At 37.8% G+C, this 18,673-nt stretch carries 13 protein-coding genes, 2 tRNA genes and 4 pseudogenes; all 19 read right to left on the minus strand.

The window, feature by feature from the left end; all coding sequences use genetic code 11:
• Positions 1–56: 56 nt before the first annotated feature.
• The 19 genes and pseudogenes from lysS to ACEWFJ_RS01125 all read right to left on the minus strand — a co-directional run bounded on the left by lysS (position 57) and on the right by ACEWFJ_RS01125 (position 18,592).
• Positions 57–1,556, minus strand: a complete 1,500-nt coding sequence (gene lysS, locus ACEWFJ_RS01035; RefSeq protein WP_473690078.1) for a lysine--tRNA ligase — start codon at positions 1,554–1,556, stop codon at positions 57–59.
• Between the two features lie 164 nt (positions 1,557–1,720).
• Positions 1,721–2,719, minus strand: a complete 999-nt coding sequence (dusB, locus tag ACEWFJ_RS01040; RefSeq protein ID WP_473690079.1) for a tRNA dihydrouridine synthase DusB — start codon at positions 2,717–2,719, stop codon at positions 1,721–1,723.
• 23 nt (positions 2,720–2,742) lie between these two features.
• The gene (locus tag ACEWFJ_RS01045; protein WP_098304942.1) at positions 2,743–2,946 is read right to left on the minus strand and encodes a helix-turn-helix domain-containing protein; all 204 of its coding nucleotides are present in this window, start codon (positions 2,944–2,946) and stop codon (positions 2,743–2,745) included.
• Positions 2,898–3,413 (minus strand): 2-amino-4-hydroxy-6-hydroxymethyldihydropteridine diphosphokinase, encoded by a 516-nt coding sequence (folK, locus tag ACEWFJ_RS01050; protein ID WP_473690080.1) that lies wholly within the window; start codon positions 3,411–3,413, stop codon positions 2,898–2,900. The genes ACEWFJ_RS01045 and folK overlap by 49 nt, the downstream gene beginning before the upstream one ends.
• The gene (folB, locus tag ACEWFJ_RS01055; protein ID WP_098304946.1) at positions 3,410–3,772 is read right to left on the minus strand and encodes a dihydroneopterin aldolase; all 363 of its coding nucleotides are present in this window, start codon (positions 3,770–3,772) and stop codon (positions 3,410–3,412) included. Before folB ends, folK begins: the two co-directional genes overlap by 4 nt.
• Positions 3,773–3,777: 5 nt before the next feature.
• Entirely contained in the window at positions 3,778–4,602 is an 825-nt protein-coding gene (gene folP, locus ACEWFJ_RS01060) for a dihydropteroate synthase (protein ID WP_473690081.1), read from the minus strand.
• A 1-nt stretch (position 4,603) separates the two neighbouring features.
• Positions 4,604–5,475 (minus strand): annotated as a pseudogene (gene pabC, locus ACEWFJ_RS01065) (aminodeoxychorismate lyase).
• Complete coding sequence (gene pabA / locus ACEWFJ_RS01070; RefSeq protein ID WP_230576383.1) at positions 5,469–6,056, minus strand: aminodeoxychorismate/anthranilate synthase component II; 588 nt, start codon at positions 6,054–6,056, stop codon at positions 5,469–5,471. Before pabA ends, pabC begins: the two are co-directional and overlap by 7 nt.
• 5 nt (positions 6,057–6,061) lie before the next feature.
• Positions 6,062–7,458 (minus strand): annotated as a pseudogene (gene trpE, locus ACEWFJ_RS01075) (anthranilate synthase component I).
• A gap of 228 nt (positions 7,459–7,686) precedes the next feature.
• Positions 7,687–8,610: a cysteine synthase A gene (gene cysK / locus ACEWFJ_RS01080; protein ID WP_098304954.1), complete on the minus strand. Its 924-nt coding sequence runs from the start codon at positions 8,608–8,610 to the stop codon at positions 7,687–7,689.
• 116 nt (positions 8,611–8,726) lie between these two features.
• Positions 8,727–9,602, minus strand: coding sequence for an Hsp33 family molecular chaperone HslO (hslO, locus tag ACEWFJ_RS01085; RefSeq protein ID WP_098305032.1), 876 nt, complete (start codon positions 9,600–9,602; stop codon positions 8,727–8,729).
• Between the two features lie 6 nt (positions 9,603–9,608).
• The gene (locus tag ACEWFJ_RS01090) at positions 9,609–10,397 is read right to left on the minus strand and encodes a type III pantothenate kinase (protein ID WP_473690082.1); all 789 of its coding nucleotides are present in this window, start codon (positions 10,395–10,397) and stop codon (positions 9,609–9,611) included.
• A 329-nt stretch (positions 10,398–10,726) separates the two neighbouring features.
• Positions 10,727–12,646 (minus strand): ATP-dependent zinc metalloprotease FtsH, encoded by a 1,920-nt coding sequence (ftsH, locus tag ACEWFJ_RS01095; RefSeq protein WP_473690083.1) that lies wholly within the window; start codon positions 12,644–12,646, stop codon positions 10,727–10,729.
• 86 nt (positions 12,647–12,732) lie between these two features.
• On the minus strand, positions 12,733–13,275 hold the full coding sequence (hpt, locus tag ACEWFJ_RS01100; RefSeq protein ID WP_098304960.1) for a hypoxanthine phosphoribosyltransferase: 543 nt from the start codon (positions 13,273–13,275) through the stop codon (positions 12,733–12,735).
• Positions 13,272–14,701: pseudogene (gene tilS / locus ACEWFJ_RS01105) on the minus strand (tRNA lysidine(34) synthetase TilS). Before tilS ends, hpt begins: the two are co-directional and overlap by 4 nt.
• A gap of 329 nt (positions 14,702–15,030) precedes the next feature.
• Complete coding sequence (gene spoIIE, locus ACEWFJ_RS01110; protein ID WP_473690084.1) at positions 15,031–17,508, minus strand: stage II sporulation protein E; 2,478 nt, start codon at positions 17,506–17,508, stop codon at positions 15,031–15,033.
• Positions 17,509–17,775: 267 nt separating this feature from the next.
• Positions 17,776–17,847: transfer RNA gene (locus ACEWFJ_RS01115), tRNA-Glu, on the minus strand.
• A gap of 11 nt (positions 17,848–17,858) precedes the next feature.
• Positions 17,859–17,932, minus strand: a tRNA-Met gene (locus ACEWFJ_RS01120).
• Between the two features lie 166 nt (positions 17,933–18,098).
• Positions 18,099–18,592: pseudogene (locus ACEWFJ_RS01125) on the minus strand (S1 domain-containing RNA-binding protein).
• Positions 18,593–18,673 lie beyond the last annotated feature (81 nt).

Here is an 18,673-nt window from a genome sequence, read left to right on the forward strand (position 1 = left end):
TATAAAATAATATAAAAATACAATAAAAAGAAAAGCTTTGGAGAAAACTCCAAAGCTTAGTCTTGTTTATGTCTCATTGCCGGGAATAGTAATACATCACGAATAGAAGGTGAATTTGTTAATAACATAACAAGACGATCGATACCGATCCCTAACCCACCTGTAGGAGGCATACCATACTCAAGCGCTTCAATATAATCATCATCCATCATGTGCGCTTCATCATTACCTTGTTCACGCTCTTTTAACTGCGCTTCGAAGCGTTCTTTTTGATCAATTGGATCATTTAATTCTGTAAATGCATTCGCATGTTCACGAGCGACAATAAATAACTCGAAACGATCTGTAAAGCGCGGATCTTCTTCATTCTTTTTCGCAAGAGGAGAAATCTCCACTGGATGACCATAAATAAATGTAGGTTGAATTAAATGTTCTTCTACTTTTTGCTCGAAGAACTCATTAATAATATGGCCAACTTCCATTGTATCCTTAATTTCTACACCATGCTCTTTCGCTAATGCACGAGCTTCTTCTACGCTCATTGGGCTCCAGAAATCTGCTCCAGAATATTGTTTGATTGCATCTACCATGTGTAGTCTTGTCCACTCTGGCTCTAAATTAATTTCATATTCACCATATTGAACTGTCGTTGTACCTAAAACTTCTTTCGCAATATGAGCAACCATGTTTTCTGTTAGTTTCATGATATCCTTATAATCCGCATATGCTTCATATAATTCAATCATTGTAAATTCTGGATTATGACGAGTTGATACACCTTCGTTACGGAATACACGCCCAATTTCGTACACTTTCTCTAATCCACCCACAATTAGACGTTTTAAATGCAGCTCAATTGCAATACGCATATAGAATTCCATATCTAACGCATTGTGATGTGTAATAAACGGACGCGCAGATGCTCCGCCTGCAATAGCATGCAACATCGGTGTTTCTACTTCAAGATAACCATTGTTATCTAAATATCTTCTCATCTCACGAATAATTTTACTGCGAGTTACAAACGTTTCGCGACTTTCCATACTCGTAATTAAATCTAAATAACGTTGACGATAGCGCTGTTCAACATCTTTTAGGCCATGATATTTGTCAGGAAGCGGACGAAGAGATTTTGTTAATAATGTAAAGCTATTCACTTTAATTGAAAGTTCTCCAACTTTTGTCTTAAATACTTTACCTTCAATCCCTACTAAGTCACCTAAATCTGCCGCATTAAATAGTTCGTACTGCTCATCACCAACCGCATCTTTACGAACGTAAATTTGAACTTGTCCATGTAAATCTTGAATATGTGCAAAACCAGCTTTTCCTTTACCGCGTTTTGTCATAATACGACCAGCTATAGAAACAGGAATTTCTTTCTCTTCTAATTCTTCTTTAGAAAGTTCTCCGTACAAGCTGAATAATTCTTTTGTTGAATGTGTACGTTCAAAACGTTTACCAAATGGGTCCATTCCTTGTTCTCGTAAGTTATGTAGCTTCTCGCGACGAACGAGCAATTGATCATTTAATTCTTCGTGGTTCATGTTATCCATGGTATTGATATCACTCCAGCTCTATTAAATTTTACAATATATATAGTATAGCATTTTCTATCCAACTAGAAAAACTGCCAGCAACGCGCTGGCAGTTCTTATTTCTTAGACGTAATTATAGGTAGTAAGAACAGGAATGTCAAACACCCCTTCTATTCCTTCTATTATCCAACTTGAATAGATTTTTGTTTCGCTTCTACCTCTTCTACAAATGTTGTCAATAAAGAAGCAAGATCCGCACGTGTATTACAACTATTAATTTCATTACGCACTCTTGCATTACCGCGAACACTCTTTAAATACCATGCAGCATGTTTGCGCATTTCTCGAACTGCAATGTCTTCATTCTTTAGATCAATAAGACGATCTAAATGCAACATACATACATCAATCTTTTCACGCACAGATGGCTCCGGCATTAATTCACCAGTTTCTAAATATTTTACTGTACGGTAAATCATCCACGGATTACCAAGCGCTGCACGGCCAATCATTACACCATCTACGCCAACTTCATCTAACATGCGCTTTGCATCTTGCGGCGTTTCTACATCACCATTTCCGATAACCGGAATATTGACAGCTTGTTTTACTTGCTTAATGATATTCCAGTCTGCTTTCCCTTCATACATTTGAACACGAGTACGTCCGTGAACTGCAACCGCCTGACCTCCCGCACGTTCAACTGCCTGAGCATTTTCAATTGCAAAAATGTGGTCTTCGTCCCAACCGATACGCATTTTTACTGTAACTGGCTTCTCGACCGCATCTACCACCGCGGCTACCATTTCGTACACCTTGTTCGGATCAAGCAACCACTTTGCACCTGCATCACATTTTGTGATTTTCGGTACTGGACATCCCATATTAATATCAATAATGTCTGCTGTTGTATTTTTATCTACATATTTTGCCGCTTCTACAAGCGTTTCTTTTTCCCCACCAAAAATTTGCAGACTTAATGGCTTCTCTCTCTCATCAATATATAACATGTCTAGCGTTTTTTGATTGTTAAATAAAATCGCCTTATCACTTACCATTTCCGCACACACTAATCCTGCACCAAATTCTTTTACCGTTAAACGGAATGCAGAGTTACATACTCCTGCCATTGGCGCTAGCACAACCGGATTTTTCATTTCAATGTTTGCAATCTTTAACACTCGATTACCTTCCTTCGTTATTCCTACTTCGGCATTAATTCTTCTATTGAAACTTTTAATGTCTTCGCAACTTCTATAACAAAATCGTGAGACGGAACTCGATTCCCTCTCTCCACTTCACCTAAAACAGATACAGATACCCCTAATTCTTTCGCAAACCCTTCTTGTGTATAGCCTTTTAATTTGCGAAAAGCGCGAATGCGTCTTCCCCATTTCTCTGCTTCCATACCGTTACTCCCTCTCGCCTTTTCATTTCTTCTACTTGTGAACGTGAAATGTTTCGGTTAATTTCTTGATTAATTTCCATCAACGGAACGATAACAAAAGCTCTTTCAAACATCCGCGGATGCGGAACAATAAGATTCTCCGCTTCAATATTTTCGTGATTATAGAGCAAAATGTCAAGGTCAATGGTACGAGGCCCCCATTTGATTTTCCTTTTTCTTCCTAGCTCATTCTCCACTTTTTGTGTCACCATTAATAATTCTTGAGGAAATAAATTGGTAGAAATTTTTATAACTAAGTTTAAAAATTGCTCTTGATCTGTATATCCAACTGGATCCGTTTCATAAACAGATGATACATCCTCAACCTTAATAGCCGAATGCTTACGCAACAACTCTATCGCTTGTGATAAATACGTATAGCGATCATCCATATTCGAACCCAAAGCAATATAAACTACATTATTCATGAGCGCCCTCTCTCAATCTCAACCGCCACCGCACGGTAATGTCCCGGAATTGGCGGATCTGGTTTAATAACTTTTACAATACAATTCATAATGCAATCGTACCGCCCTAATATATCCCTTGCAATATTTTCTGCAATACTTTCCAAAAGCTTATATGTTTTCTCTTCTACAACACTTCTACATAACTCGTATAATTCTCCATAATTTACAGAGTGCTCTAAGTTATCAGTTGTTCCCGCTCGCTTTAAATCTAACTCTACAGTTAAATCCACCTTAAATCGCTGCCCTAACTTATTTTCTTCAGGAAATACACCATGATAACCGTAGAACTCCATATCATGAACAAAAATTTTATCCAAATCTTTTACCCCCTTAACATAGCATCCATCATCTTCGCCATGCGGGACATCTCTTTCACATCATGCACGCGTACGATTTCACAACCTTTTTGAATACCAAGACAAACCGTCGCACCAGTCCCTTCTAAGCGTTCTTCTACCGGCAAATCTAACGCATGGCCAATAAACGATTTCCGAGAAGTTGCGAGAAGGAGCGGATACCCCAAAACTTTCAACTGTTCTAGATTTCGCATTACTTCTAAATTTTGCTCAAACGTTTTCGCAAACCCAATACCCGGATCTAAAATAATATTCTCATCGCGCACACCTGCATGTTTCGCAATTGTAATACTTTCATACAGATCAGCAATCATATCCGCCATGAGATTTCGGTAGTTTGTATTATCACGATTATGCATCAGAATAATTGGCACGTCGTAATGTGCTGCTACTTTTGCAATTTCCGGTTCTGCTTTCGCACCCCAAATATCATTAATAATATGCGCTCCGGCTTCAATAGCTTGTTTTGCAACCTCCGCTTTGTACGTATCAATAGATATAGGTATATCTACCGCTTCCGATACAGCTCGAATCATCGGTAAAACACGTCGCAATTCTTCTTCCTCTGACACTTTAGCAAAACCAGGACGAGTAGACTCTCCGCCAATATCAATAATATGCGCTCCGTCAATTACCATCTCTTTTGCATGGCGGACAGCTGTTTCCACCTCATTGTAATTACCACCATCAGAGAAAGAGTCAGGCGTAACATTCAAAATCCCCATAATGAATGTCTTTTCATTTAAATTCAAGGCATATTCACCACATTGTATCTCATAACCCCATTGCATATTAGCCCTCTCCTCTTAACAATTCATTTCGACTCCATAGCTTTTCACGGCATGTTTCATATACACGTATAAGCTGATTTGTAACAAATCCTTCTTTACCTGGAAAATGCACTTCTCCGATGCAACAAAGCGGCACAATTTCCTGAATGGAATTCGTAACAAACACCTCATCAGCCGCAAACAGCTCTTCTTTTAAAAATAACCCTTCTCTCACCTCAAGCCCTAACATTTCAGCGGCTACCAATATAAAAGCACGAGTAATCCCATTTAAAATTCCAGTCTGTAATGACGGTGTATACAATATGCCATTTTTCACGAAAAAAATGTTCGAAACAATCCCTTCCGCAACATACCCTTCTTTCGTAAGAAAAATTCCTTCTTTCGTAGTTGTATTCCCAATCTCACGTTTTCCTAAAATATTATTTAAATAATGATGTGACTTTAAACGAAACTCTCCTCTGGCGTATTACGAGTTTGCCTTAAAACCACTCCTTCTTTTTCAATTACATCTCCAGGAACTTGTAAAGGCTTTATAAAAATAATAATAGAAGGCTCTTCGTAAATCTCCGTCTGCAAACCGATTTCACCAACACCAGCAGACACATTCAAACGAACATACGCATTTTGCAAATGATTCCTTACCATTAACTCTTTTAAAATGCTTTTCACATCGTCTTTTGTCATTTTCCATGCAATATGCAGCGACGAAAGAGCGGTAATAAGCCGCTCATAATGATCATCTAATAAGAACGGATGTCCGTTGTAAATACGAAACGTCTCAAACACACCAAGACCATATAAATATCCGTGATCATACGGAGATATTCTAGCTTCACTCGCCTCTACAAATGAACCATTCACATAAATTAGCATGTAGAAGCACTCCGGCTATAATGACGAATGAAATTTTGCAGCAATTCCTTACCATGGGAAGTCATAATGGATTCCGGATGGAACTGTACACCTTCAATTGGTAATGTTTTATGACGAAGTGCCATAATTTCTCCTTCCTCTGTCCAAGACGTTACTTCCAAGCACTCTGGTAATGTTTCTTTTTTGACAATTAGAGAATGGTAACGCGTCGCTGTAAACGGATTTGGAATATCAGTAAAAATCGTTTTCTCATCGTGATGCATCAAGGACGTTTTCCCATGCATTAAACGATCGGCACGAACAACATCTCCCCCAAATACTTGAGCAATCGATTGATGCCCTAAACAAACACCAAAAATCGGGATTTCTCCTGCGAAATGTCGAATCACATCCATACTCACCCCGGCTTCATTCGGGCTGCATGGCCCCGGAGAAATCATTAAGAAATCGGGCTGCATTTGTTCAATATCTTCAATTGTAATTTCATCATTACGCTTGACGATAAGTTCTTGCCCTAACTCTCCAAGAAATTGTACTAAATTAAACGTAAAGGAATCATAATTATCAATCATTAATATCATTTCGCTCACCTAACCGTTTCTTCGCTACTTTCTTTCGCACTCCATAAAGCTATTGCTTTCTTTAACGACTCTTTATACTCATTTTTCGGATTAGAATCAATAACAATTCCCGCACCTGCTTGTACATACGCTTGTCCATCTTTTGCAAGTAATGTGCGAATAACAATGTTTAATTCCATATCCCCCGAATAACCAATCCACCCAATCGAACCTGTATAAATACCACGGCGAACTGGTTCTAACTCTTCAATAATTTCCATCGTACGAATTTTCGGCGCCCCGGTAATCGTCCCACCTGGAAATACAGCCTTTACACCATCAAAAGCATCTTTTCCTTGCTGTAATTCTCCGCGTACATTTGAAACGATGTGCATAACATGGGAATATTTCTCAATCACCATGAATTCATCTACTTCTACCGTTCCATACTCACAAACACGCCCTAAATCATTTCGTTCTAAATCAACAAGCATAACATGTTCTGCACGCTCTTTTTCATTTTCAATTAACTCTTTTGCAAGTTCTTGATCTTCTTGCTCATCTTTCCCACGAGAGCGCGTACCCGCAATTGGACGCGTACTCATTTCATTTCCTTGCTTTTTAATCAACAACTCTGGTGAAGCACTTACAATTTGGAAATCTCCAAGTTCTAAATACCCCATGTATGGTGATGGATTAATTTCACGAAGCTTCGTATAAACTTCCAGCGGATGCGTTTGCAATGTTTTTTCTTGTCTTGTAGACAAGTTCACTTGAAACACATCTCCCGCTCCAATATACTCTTGAATTCTTTGAACAGCTTCCATAAACTCTTTTTCTGTAAATGAAACTGCTTCTTTATTTGTTTCAGGACGAGTAAACGACATCGTCACTTCTGGCACTTCTTGTAACCAAAGCTCTTTTAATTCATTCAAATGTTGTTCAGCTTGTTTCTTATCATTTGTATAATGGGTAATAATCCATAACATTTGTTCTTTCTGATCATAAACAAACACATCATCAAACAATAAGAAAAATATATCTGGTACATTCACATCATCTTTTGCAAGAGAAGGAATTTTCTCAATATAGCGGATGCAATCATAACTAAAATAACCAATCGCACCACCTTGAAATGGCGGATACGCATCATTATGTTCCGTTTTCCATTGTTCCATATATCTTTGCATAAGGTGCAATGGATTCCCTTTTCTATTGTTTCCTCTCCACTTTCCCATATATATAATGTGTCATCTTTCCCACGAACGATTGCTACAGGATCAAATCCAGCAATACTATAACGCCCTCCACGACCACTTTCTAAAATGATATGATGAGGTTTATTTTGTGAAAGAAATTTATATTGTTTAAAAAAGTCTAACCGATACGGAACTGAAATAGCTAAAGATTTTCGTCGCTGCATATAAACACCTCGTTTTATTTTATCCCGCATTAACAGGCAGTAAGACCCCCACTTCAAGATTCAGAGACAAGCGAAGAAGATAGGCGGGGGATAACTGTCCGTAAAAGCCCATTTAATTTAACTAATACTTATTTTACATGAAGTTTTCTAGTCATTCACTCTTTTCCTATTTTCAAACGAAAAAAGAAAAGCATCCCTTTTTCGAGGAATGCTTTTCATACATTAAGCTTATGATTCAAATTGATAAAGTGGTGTACTTAAGTAACGCTCACCATTACTTGGAATGATAACAAGTACTTTCTTTCCTTTTCCAAGTTTTTTTGCAACTTCTGTCGCTGCATAAATAGCCGCTCCAGAAGAGATACCTACTAAAATACCTTCTTCGCGAGCTACTCTTCTTGCATATTCAAATGCTTGTTCTGTTTTTACCTGAATCACTTCATCATACACATCTGTATCTAACGTTCCAGGAACAAATCCAGCACCGATACCTTGAATTTTATGAGGACCCGGTTTTCCACCTGATAGTACCGGAGAATCAGCAGGCTCTACTGCATAAATTTTGATATCTTTATACTTCTCTTTTAACACTTCACCAGCACCCGTAATCGTTCCGCCTGTACCAACTCCTGAAATGAATGCATCTAATTGATCACCCATTTGTTCAACAATTTCCGGACCTGTAGTTAAACGATGAATTTCTGGATTTGCATCGTTTTGAAACTGTTGAGGTATAAAGTAGCCATGTTCTTTTGATAACTCTGTTGCCTTGCGAATTGCACCGCCCATTCCTTCCGATCCTGGCGTTAACACTAATTCTGCTCCATAAGCACGCAATAAATTACGACGTTCAACACTCATCGTTTCCGGCATAACCAGAATTGCCTTATATCCTTTGGCCGCCGCTACCATCGCTAAACCAATCCCAGTGTTTCCACTTGTCGGTTCAATAATTGTATCGCCTTCTTTTAATAGCCCTTTTTTCTCAGCATCTTCAATCATCGCTAATGCAATTCGATCTTTTACACTGCTTCCAGGATTCATGAACTCTAGTTTTAAATAAATCTCTGCACTACCTTCTTCTACGATGCGGTTCAATTTAACAATTGGCGTTTTTCCGATTAAGTCTGAAACTGATTGTGCCACTCGCATCTCCGTCACTCCCAACACCAAGTATTTTTATTGGATTTATATACATATTGTCAAAGAAAAGGTTATTTGTCAACCTATTTAGATGATTCGAAATAGACAAATAACCTTTTTCTCCCTTACAAACTTTCTATTAAGTTTGTTATGTCTTCTTTAGAGAACTTGTATCGTTCGTTACAAAAATGACAATGTACTTCTGTCTCTTCTTCCTCATCACGCACTTGCATTAATTCTGTTTTCCCTAAACTCATTAATACGCCTTCAATACGCTCACGAGAACATGTACAGTTAAATTGTACATCCATCGTCTCTAAAATCTTCACATTATCTTTCCCTAATAACTCATATAGCAACTCTTCTGGAGTTAGACCTTGTTCAACAAGCTTAGAAACAGGTGGGATTTTTTGTAGGCGCTCTTCAAGAATTGAAATTGTCTCTTCTTGCGCATCAGGCATGATTTGTAAAATAAATCCACCCGCAGCTAAAATACTATCATCACCATTAACAAGAACTCCAACACCAACAGAAGAAGGCGTTTGTTCAGAAGCAGCGAAATAGTATGTGAAATCTTCTCCTAATTCACCAGAAACAAGCGGAACTTGACCAATAAATGGTTCACGCATACCAATATCTTTAATAACTGTTAAAAAACCTTCTGTTCCTACAGCTTGGTATACACGTAGTTTCCCTTGCTCTGTCGCTTCAAAATCAACATGCGGATTCGTTACATAACCACGTACATCTCCATTTGCATGTGCGTCTACTAAAATCGGACCAAGAGGACCATTGCCTTCTACTTTAATTGTAAGTTTCTGATCACCTTTAAGCATTGCACCCATCATTGTACCTGCCGTTAAAGAACGACCGAGTGCCGCAGAAGCAGTTCTCCATGTATCGTGACGTCTTTGCGCTTCACTCACCGTATTTGTTGTGTGCACACTATAAGCACGAACTTCTCCATTAAACGCTAGCGCCTTTACTAAATAATCTTTCATTCGCATTTATTCACCTTTCTCGTGTTGTAAATTGGCATTACGCTCATATAACATATATAGACCTTTAAGCGTTAAAAATGGATCGACAATATCAATAACATTTGATTCCTCTGCAATTAATTTTGCTAATCCACCTGTCGCGATAACAGTCGGTTCTTGTTTAGCTTCCTCTTTCATTCGCTTTACAATACCTTCTACTTGTCCCACATAACCATATAAGATACCAGCTTGCATTGCACTTACTGTATTCTTTCCAATGATGCTACTTGGTCTTGTAATTTCAATACGCGGAAGTTTCGCTGCCCTATTATATAAAGCTTCAGCTGAAATCATAATACCTGGTGTAATGACACCACCCATATACTGTTTATGCTCGTCAATATAACAATATGTTGTCGCCGTTCCAAAATCGACTATAATAAGCGGGCTTCCATACATTTGAATACCAGCTACCGCATTTACAATGCGGTCAGCCCCTACTTCGCGCGGATTTTCATACTTAATATTTAAACCTGTTTTAATCCCAGGCCCCACCACAAGAGGCTTAATTTTAAAATACTTCTCACACATACGCTCTAAAGCAAACATAATAGGCGGTACAACAGAAGAAATAATAATTCCTTTTATATCACGAAAAGCAATTCCTTCGTGTTCAAGTAATTGTTTCACGAGCATTCCATATTCATCTTCTGTTTTATGACGATCTGTTTCCATACGCCAATGTTGAAGAAGCTTACCATTTTCAAACACACCAAGTACTGCATTTGTATTCCCTACATCCAATACGAAAATCATATTCTCACCACTTATCTTATTTAATGTATATTTGCGCAATATGTACAGAACTTATCCTTCTACTTTCAGGCAGTAAGATCCACACCTCAAAATTTAGAGAAAGCTAAGAGGATAGATGGGGGAACTGCCCGTAAGAGCCCGATTAGTACCACTAACCATCAGCCAGAGATGAAGAACCTTCCACTGATAGAAGTTTCACTTTATAACCTCATCATACCATATTTATACACATGTTCAGCTTTCCCACCCTCACCATTTTACAAAAATCCATTTCCCTTTTTCAATGTTTAAGTCCAGTTATATCGCAAAGAAAAAAGGAGTGACAATTGTCACTCCTTCGTTTCCTCTTTATCTTCTGGCGTTTCATCTTCTTTTTTCATTGTGATGTTTACCTTCACATCACTTTCAGAAGATGTTTTACGCTCCGGTAATGTACCATGTTCACATAAATGGTTAATTTGCTCTGCATCTAACGTTTCCACTTCAAGTAACGTTTTTGCGATAATATCAAGCTTATCACGGTTTTCAGTAAGAAGTTGTTTTGCACGAGCATAACACTCTTTCATAATGCTTTGCATTTCCGTATCAATTTCATGCGCAATTGCGTCACTGTAGTTTTGTTCAGAATGGAAGTCTCTTCCTAAGAATACTTGACCACCCTGTGAGCTACCAAATTGCATTGGTCCAAGCTTATCACTCATACCGAACTCTGTTACCATGCGTCTAGCTATTCCTGTCGCACGTTGGAAGTCATTATGAGCGCCTGTACTTACTTCTCCAAATACAATTTCCTCAGCCACTCGTCCACCAAGTAGACCAGTAATTTTATCCAGCAATTCTGGTTTTGTCATGAAGTAACGATCTTCTTTCGGAAGCATTACTGCATATCCACCAGCTTGACCACGTGGCACAATTGTTACTTTATGAACGATATCTGCTTCGTCAAGTACTACACCAATTACAGTATGCCCTGCTTCATGGAATGCAACGATATTTCGTTCTTTCTCAGAGATAACACGACTTTTCTTAGCTGGGCCTGCAATAACGCGGTCAGTTGCTTCATCAATGTCACTCATATCGATCTTCTTCTTATCTTGTCGTGCTGCTACAAGAGCTGCTTCATTTAATAAGTTTTCAAGATCAGCACCAGAGAAGCCTGGTGTACGCGTTGCTATAGCACGTAGGTTAATATTTTCATCAAGCGGTTTGTTGCGGGCATGTACTTTAAGCACCGCTTCACGACCGTTTACATCTGGACGATCTACCGTAATTTGACGGTCAAAGCGTCCTGGACGTAATAACGCTGGGTCAAGAATATCAGGTCGGTTTGTTGCAGCAATGATAATAATACCTTCATTTGCTCCAAAACCATCCATCTCTACAAGCAATTGGTTTAATGTTTGCTCACGCTCATCGTGACCACCACCAAGACCTGCCCCACGTTGACGACCTACCGCATCAATTTCATCAATGAAAATGATACAAGGTGCGTTTTTCTTTGCATTTTCAAACAAGTCACGTACACGAGAAGCACCGACACCGACGAACATCTCTACGAAATCAGAACCACTAATAGAGAAGAATGGAACGCCAGCTTCACCTGCAACAGCACGTGCAAGCAATGTTTTACCTGTCCCTGGAGGTCCAACTAATAAAACACCCTTCGGAATACGAGCACCAACCTCCGCAAACTTACGAGGGTCTTTTAAGAACTCTACAACCTCAACAAGCTCTTGCTTCTCTTCATCCGCTCCAGCTACATCTCTAAAACGGACTTTTTTCTTATCATCATTGTATAACTTCGCCTTACTTTTACCAAAGTTCATAACACGGCTACCGCCGCCTTGCGCTTGGTTAAGTAGGAAGAAGAATAGGATGAAGATAATTACAAAAGGAATGATGGAAGTGAAGAACGTTACCCAAGCACTTGTTTCTTCTGCTGGTTGATATTTCACTTCTGTACCTGGTGCTTTGTCATTAATTTTCTTTTGTAATTCTTCAGTGTTAGGTGCATAAGTTATAAATTGTTGTTCTTGACTATCTGTACTGAATTGTCCTTTTACTTCAAATACACCATTTTTCGGTTGAAGTTGCACATTACGAACTTCACCCTTTTCAAGTTTGGTAATGAATTTATCGTAGCTAATTGGTTTCGTTTTTTGTGTTGAACCATTAAAGTAACTTACAATACCAATTACCACTAAAAATATTAGTAAATAAAAGATGGTATTACGGAAGATCCGATTCATCCCTAACCTCCTCTCACAGCATACAAACTATAATAGTAAATAGTACCATAGAAAAACTTTCCTATCCAATTGTAATGCTTATATTATTAATTTGAATATACGCTCGGTTTTAATACACCAACATAAGGAAGGTTACGATATTGTTCCTTATAGTCTAATCCATATCCCACAACAAATTCATGTGGAACAGTAAATCCAACATAATCTGCTTGAAGATCAACTTTTCGACCAGACGGCTTATCCAATAATGTTACAATCTTCACAGATTTTGCTTTACGATATTTAAACAAATCTACTAAGTAGCTTAATGTAAGACCGCTGTCGATAATATCTTCTACGATTAAAATGTCGCGTCCTTCTACAGAAGTATCTAGATCTTTTAAAATTTTCACTTCACCAGTTGAAACAGTAGAATGACCGTAGCTAGATACAGCCATAAAATCCATTTCAAGATATGTATCTGTTCGCTTTAATAAATCTGCCATAAATGGCATTGCACCTTTTAATACACCGATTGCAAGAGGGACTGTATTTTTATAATCCTCTGCAAGAATTGCACCTAATTCCCTTACCTTGTCTTGTATTTGCTCTTCAGAAATTAATACTTTTTCAATATCTTGATTCATCATTTGACTATCCTCCTGGAAGACTCCTTGCTTTTGTAATGAATAATAATATATGTATCCTTATCTACTGTTTCTTGCGAAATAGCAAATGCAGATCGTTTCAACAATGGAACCCAAATAATATTTCCGCTGGCATCACAAATAATTGGCCAGTCTGCTCTTTTTCCTTCGGTACTTTCGCCTCGATAAAAATGGACTTTATCTTCTTCGTGCCATTCATACCTTGTATCGACATGCGATCTCCGTTTTCTCTCGAACGAACAATAAGTGGATATGCTATTTCATTATGTTTTGCAATAAACGTCATATCATTCATCATAATAGGCACACAATTGCTAATCTCCACTTCAAGCTCATCACCATTTACTAATGTTACTTTTCCCGGCACTTGTAACATACAAGGAGAAAAAGTAACTTTTTCTTCTCTAAATCGGAAACTACATTCTTCATATGTACGAACAATCTCCAATCCGCCAGGAAAATGAAGCATACCAGAAGGATGGGTTCGTTTGAAAAACTCAATCACCTTGTCAATATGTACAGAAGAAAGTGAAGATGGAATCTTATATTCATAAAGATAGTTTAATATTAGTTGAATCCCTCTCCTTTGTAAAGGTATAGGCATAGATTCAAATGCAGGAATTGATAAGACCATTCTTTTTGCGTCTTTTTCCTTAATTACTTTATTCATTTTTTCAAAAGCTAATTCCTGCAAATATGCTTCATCCTCTTGCATGGACGTACTAAAAGCTTGAAAACGTTCATGAACATTTGGATTCTCCTGCTTTAAATGAGGAAGAACGTGCTTTCGCAATCGATTCCGTGTATACGTTTCCTTTGTATTACTAGGGTCAATGCGAGGTTCAACATCTTTTCTGTTGCAATAATCAAGAATTTCTTCTTTCGTTACTGCCAGCAAAGGCCGAATCAAAAGACCTTTATTGAAAGCGCGCTTTGCAAGAATTCCAGCATAACCTTGCGGAGTACTTCCACGTACAAGACGCATTAAGATTGTCTCAACCTGATCATCACCATGATGGCCAAGAGCTAAATACTGTGCATTATACTTTCTCATTATTCTTTCCAAAAATGCATATCGACATTCTCTTGCTGCAACTTGTGCACTCATTCGATTTTGTTTTTGATATCGCGTCACATCAATTTGTGTTGTTTCACAGGTAACATTAAGATTGTCACACAACTGTTTCACAAATTGTAAATCTTCCTGTGATTCCTCGCCGCGAAACATATGATCAACGTGAGCGACTACAATTTGCAACTGCTTCTCTTCACGCTTCTCCAACAAATAGAAGAAAAGCGCTAAAGAATCTGGCCCTCCTGATACACCTACAACAACAGTAGAATGTGCCTCTAACAAATCATGCCTTTCTACAAAAGCATCTACCTTTTTAACAAATTCATCTTTCAATGCTGCAATCACCTTTCATTGGGCTAAAACGATAGCATACCTTGATATAATGGTACAACTTTTATAGACTTTCTGCAAAACAAAGATGTATAAATTTCACAATTTATCTTACATATAAATTTTTTCTTCAGACTCGGAAATAAGTAAAATTAAACATACGAATATATAACAAACAGGCCTCAGGTATATTCCTGAGCCCTGCTCCAACAAACAGTAAGACCCCCACCTCAAGATTAAGGAAGATAGGCAGGAGATCACCGCTGGCATTCGCCCGATTGGTTCAACTAACTATCAACGAGGATAAAGCCCTCATTAATAGAAGTTTCACTTTATTGTGCTTGTTTACTAACAATAGGAATTGTCGCCCATTTCGGCATATTCTTTTTTATCTTCGCTACCACAATTGTCATATCATCATTAATATATCCATTGTCAGTGCGAATTACATCTTCCATAATAATATCAGCAATCTCTTGTGGATCTTCCGTTTCCAATTCTTTAATCTTCCGCTTCATCCACACTTCATGATTCTCTACATGTTTTGCACCTTCAAAAATCCCATCACTCATCATTACTAAAATATCACCGGATTTCAATTGTTCACCGACAACATCTACTTCAAAATCTTCAATAATTCCCATCGGTAAATTACTTGCTTCTATTTTAAATACCTGATTGCCACGTTTTATAAAACTTGGAGTAGAACCAATCTTTAAAAATTTAGCATTTGCATCACGTAAATCAATCATCGCTAAGTCTAATGTTGTAAACATTTCTTCTGTCGTTCGCAATGAAAGAATAGAATTAATCGATTTAATTGCAATTTCCTCATCAATACCTGATTGCAATATCTTTTGCAGTAACTTAACCGTTTCTTTACTTTCCATATGCGCACGCTTTCCATTTCCCATTCCATCACTAATAGCAAGCGCATATTTCCCTACACTTAATTCCATCATGGCATAGGAATCACCAGATACAAACCCTCCTCCTTTAGCCGCCGTAGCAAGCCCTGTATCTACAGAAAATGTTTTCGCTGAACCAAACGACACTGTACTGTAACCATTCGGATATGCCGATTGTTCTTCATGTTTCACAACAACTGTTTCTCGTAAAATATCAGACAACATTGGAGCAACAAGTTTTTCGCACTCCCCATGCTGATTACATGCAGCAGGAATCATCATTTCAATGTCAACGCTTCCTCGATCTAAACAATAAATATCAACGTGTTCAACCTCTACTCCAAAGTCACGAAATGCTTGTAAAATTTGTTCCTCTTGTGCTTGATGATTCTCCCTTTCCTTTTGAATCTCTTTAGAAAAATCCGCCATTACTTTCGAAACACCCATAAGTTGTTCCGCAACAATTCTACGATTATCTCGCATTTGTTTCCTTAACTTTTGTCCTTCATAAAAATGCCCTAATTCACCTTCTATTAAACCTGCTACTTTTGTTCCTCTCACACAATATTTTTCAAAATCACGAAGCAGTTTACGATTATGCTGCAATGTACCTTCCTCTGTTTCATCCATAAGTTGCCTCATATAATCGTATGTTTTATCAAAATTCACAACCCAACATTGATCCTTCTTAAAGCATGTTTGGCATGTCTTGGCGGTAATTGTACTTAAAAATAAATCCGTCTCCGTATCCTTATCCTCATCTTCTACATATCCGTATACAGAAAAACTATTAGATAACGCTTCAAACACATTTGCAAACTGATTAATTTTGTTTGCCGTTACATCACGCATTCTTCGCAAATATTGCTGTTGGTCATTAGAATGCTCCTGTGTTCCCGGCATATATTTAGAAAGACGTTCAATGATAAATTTAGGCATCAATAAAAATAAAGCAATTGCTACACCCGATTCTAACAAAGTCGTCACAATACTTGCTTGTTTATCTACGTATAACGTAATTAAACTTGTGCCAATTAACAAACCTAAACTTACACCTATTCGCCTTCCTTCTTTCAATAACCCTCCTAACAGCCCAGAAAACGCCAATAAACTCAATTGATATAAGCTTGCTACATTCGCTAAGCTTAAAATTAAACCTGTTACAACACCCACTGTAGAGCCTGTTGCTGCTCCTGCTACAAAGGCAAACACTAATACTAAATATCTCGTAAAAATATGCTGAACTGATAAATCGTAAATAAACCAATCTGTTGTACCTGTTAGTACAGATGCCAGCAATATAATTAAACAAACAATTTCTTCTGTTTCTAATGATTGTTGTTTTCCTTTTCGCTCTATTAAAAGTGGAACACTTTGCAAGAAAATCATCGTTAGTACGAAGCTTAATCCTGCTTCAATTGTACTAACCAGCAAATCATACATACCAATTGCACCTTGCGCGAAATAGACAACGATGAGATGAGCCGTTAACGCAGAAATAAATACTTGAAACGGTACAAGCCCAATCGTCTTATTTGTAAAACGACTAAAAAAGATATTATAGACGAAGAATGTAAATATAGATGCAAAGGCAAAGAATAGATTTTCTAATGAAACTGAAAATGCACCAGCCATTACTGCGAGGAATGCAAGAGCCATTTTATCGCGTTTCATCACATATACAGCAGCGAAAAACGGCAAAGCAAAAGGTAAAATGTTCGTTAAAATATATGCTCGTCCTAAAAGAAAACCAACTAACGCAACTACAAATCCCCACCGAAAGAAAATTTGTTCCAGTTTCACTTTTAATTTGCTTATCCACTTTACAGTTGTCATTTGCCCACGACCTATAGCAAGCGTACTAGAATTCGAATTGACAGTATTCCTTCCTGCTCTTGGCATATTTTGAACACCACCCGCATATTTTATTACTTGTAATTATAAAAGGAATTTTACGGAATTTTTGTCAAAATAACAGTTTGTAGTCCAATAATTGTTCGACTTTTTATACAAAATAGCACCATATATATACAGGCTTACACTTAAAGACCTTATTAGGTGATTGAATTTTCAGAAAATAATAGTTGTTTTTGTAGAAGAAACGCATAACATTCACAATTTCTCAACACAAAAAAAGATCATGCATATTTGCATGATCTTTTTCATTTATGACCCGTACGGGATTCGAACCCGTGTTACCGCCGTGAAAGGGCGGTGTCTTAACCACTTGACCAACGGGCCGTTAAAAAATATAGCGGCGGAGGGGATCGAACCCCCGACCTCACGGGTATGAACCGTACGCTCTAGCCAGCTGAGCTACACCGCCATGTCGTATTTAACGGACAATTAGTATGATATCTTAAATAGCATTTAAAGTCAACGTATTTTAAATATTTTTTTATTCTTTTTTCTACACGCTGTTTTCACCATAAAAAAGCACCCTGAGTGAACACTCTGGGTGCTTCTCTTTATTTTAAAATAAACAGCAAGTTTTATCCGCGACGAGCGCCACGGCCGCCACGTTTTGACTCCGTATTACGCTTTAAAGAAGTTAAACGGTCTTCACTGTCTTTTAAAAAGCGAGCCATCTTTTGCTCAAATGTTTCTTTTGGTTGCGGTTATCACCGCCACCACGATTATCTCTGTTAAAAGAGCGATTGCGTTGAGGACGTCCAGCGCGTTGATTATCGCGTTGATTATCGCGTTGATTATCGCGTTGATTATCGCGTTGTTCACCTTCTGCTCTTTCACGCTCTTTCGCTTTTTTAATAGATAAACCAATTTTACCGTCTTTCTCAACGTTAATAACTTTTACTTCTACTTGATCACCTACTTTTAAGTGATCATTAATATCTTTTACATAATTATCAGCAACTTCACTAATATGAACAAGACCTGTTAAGCCTTCTGGCAGCTCTACAAAAGCCCCAAAATTCGTAATACCTGTTACTTTACCCTGTAACTTGCTGCCTACCTCGATTGACATAAAAAAACGCTCCTCCTTAGTGGTTAAAAAGTCAAATTTTATTTCATTATATATAATCTTAAAATATAGTGTCAATACAAC

This window comes from Bacillus sp. EA-CB0995 (assembly GCF_055814245.1).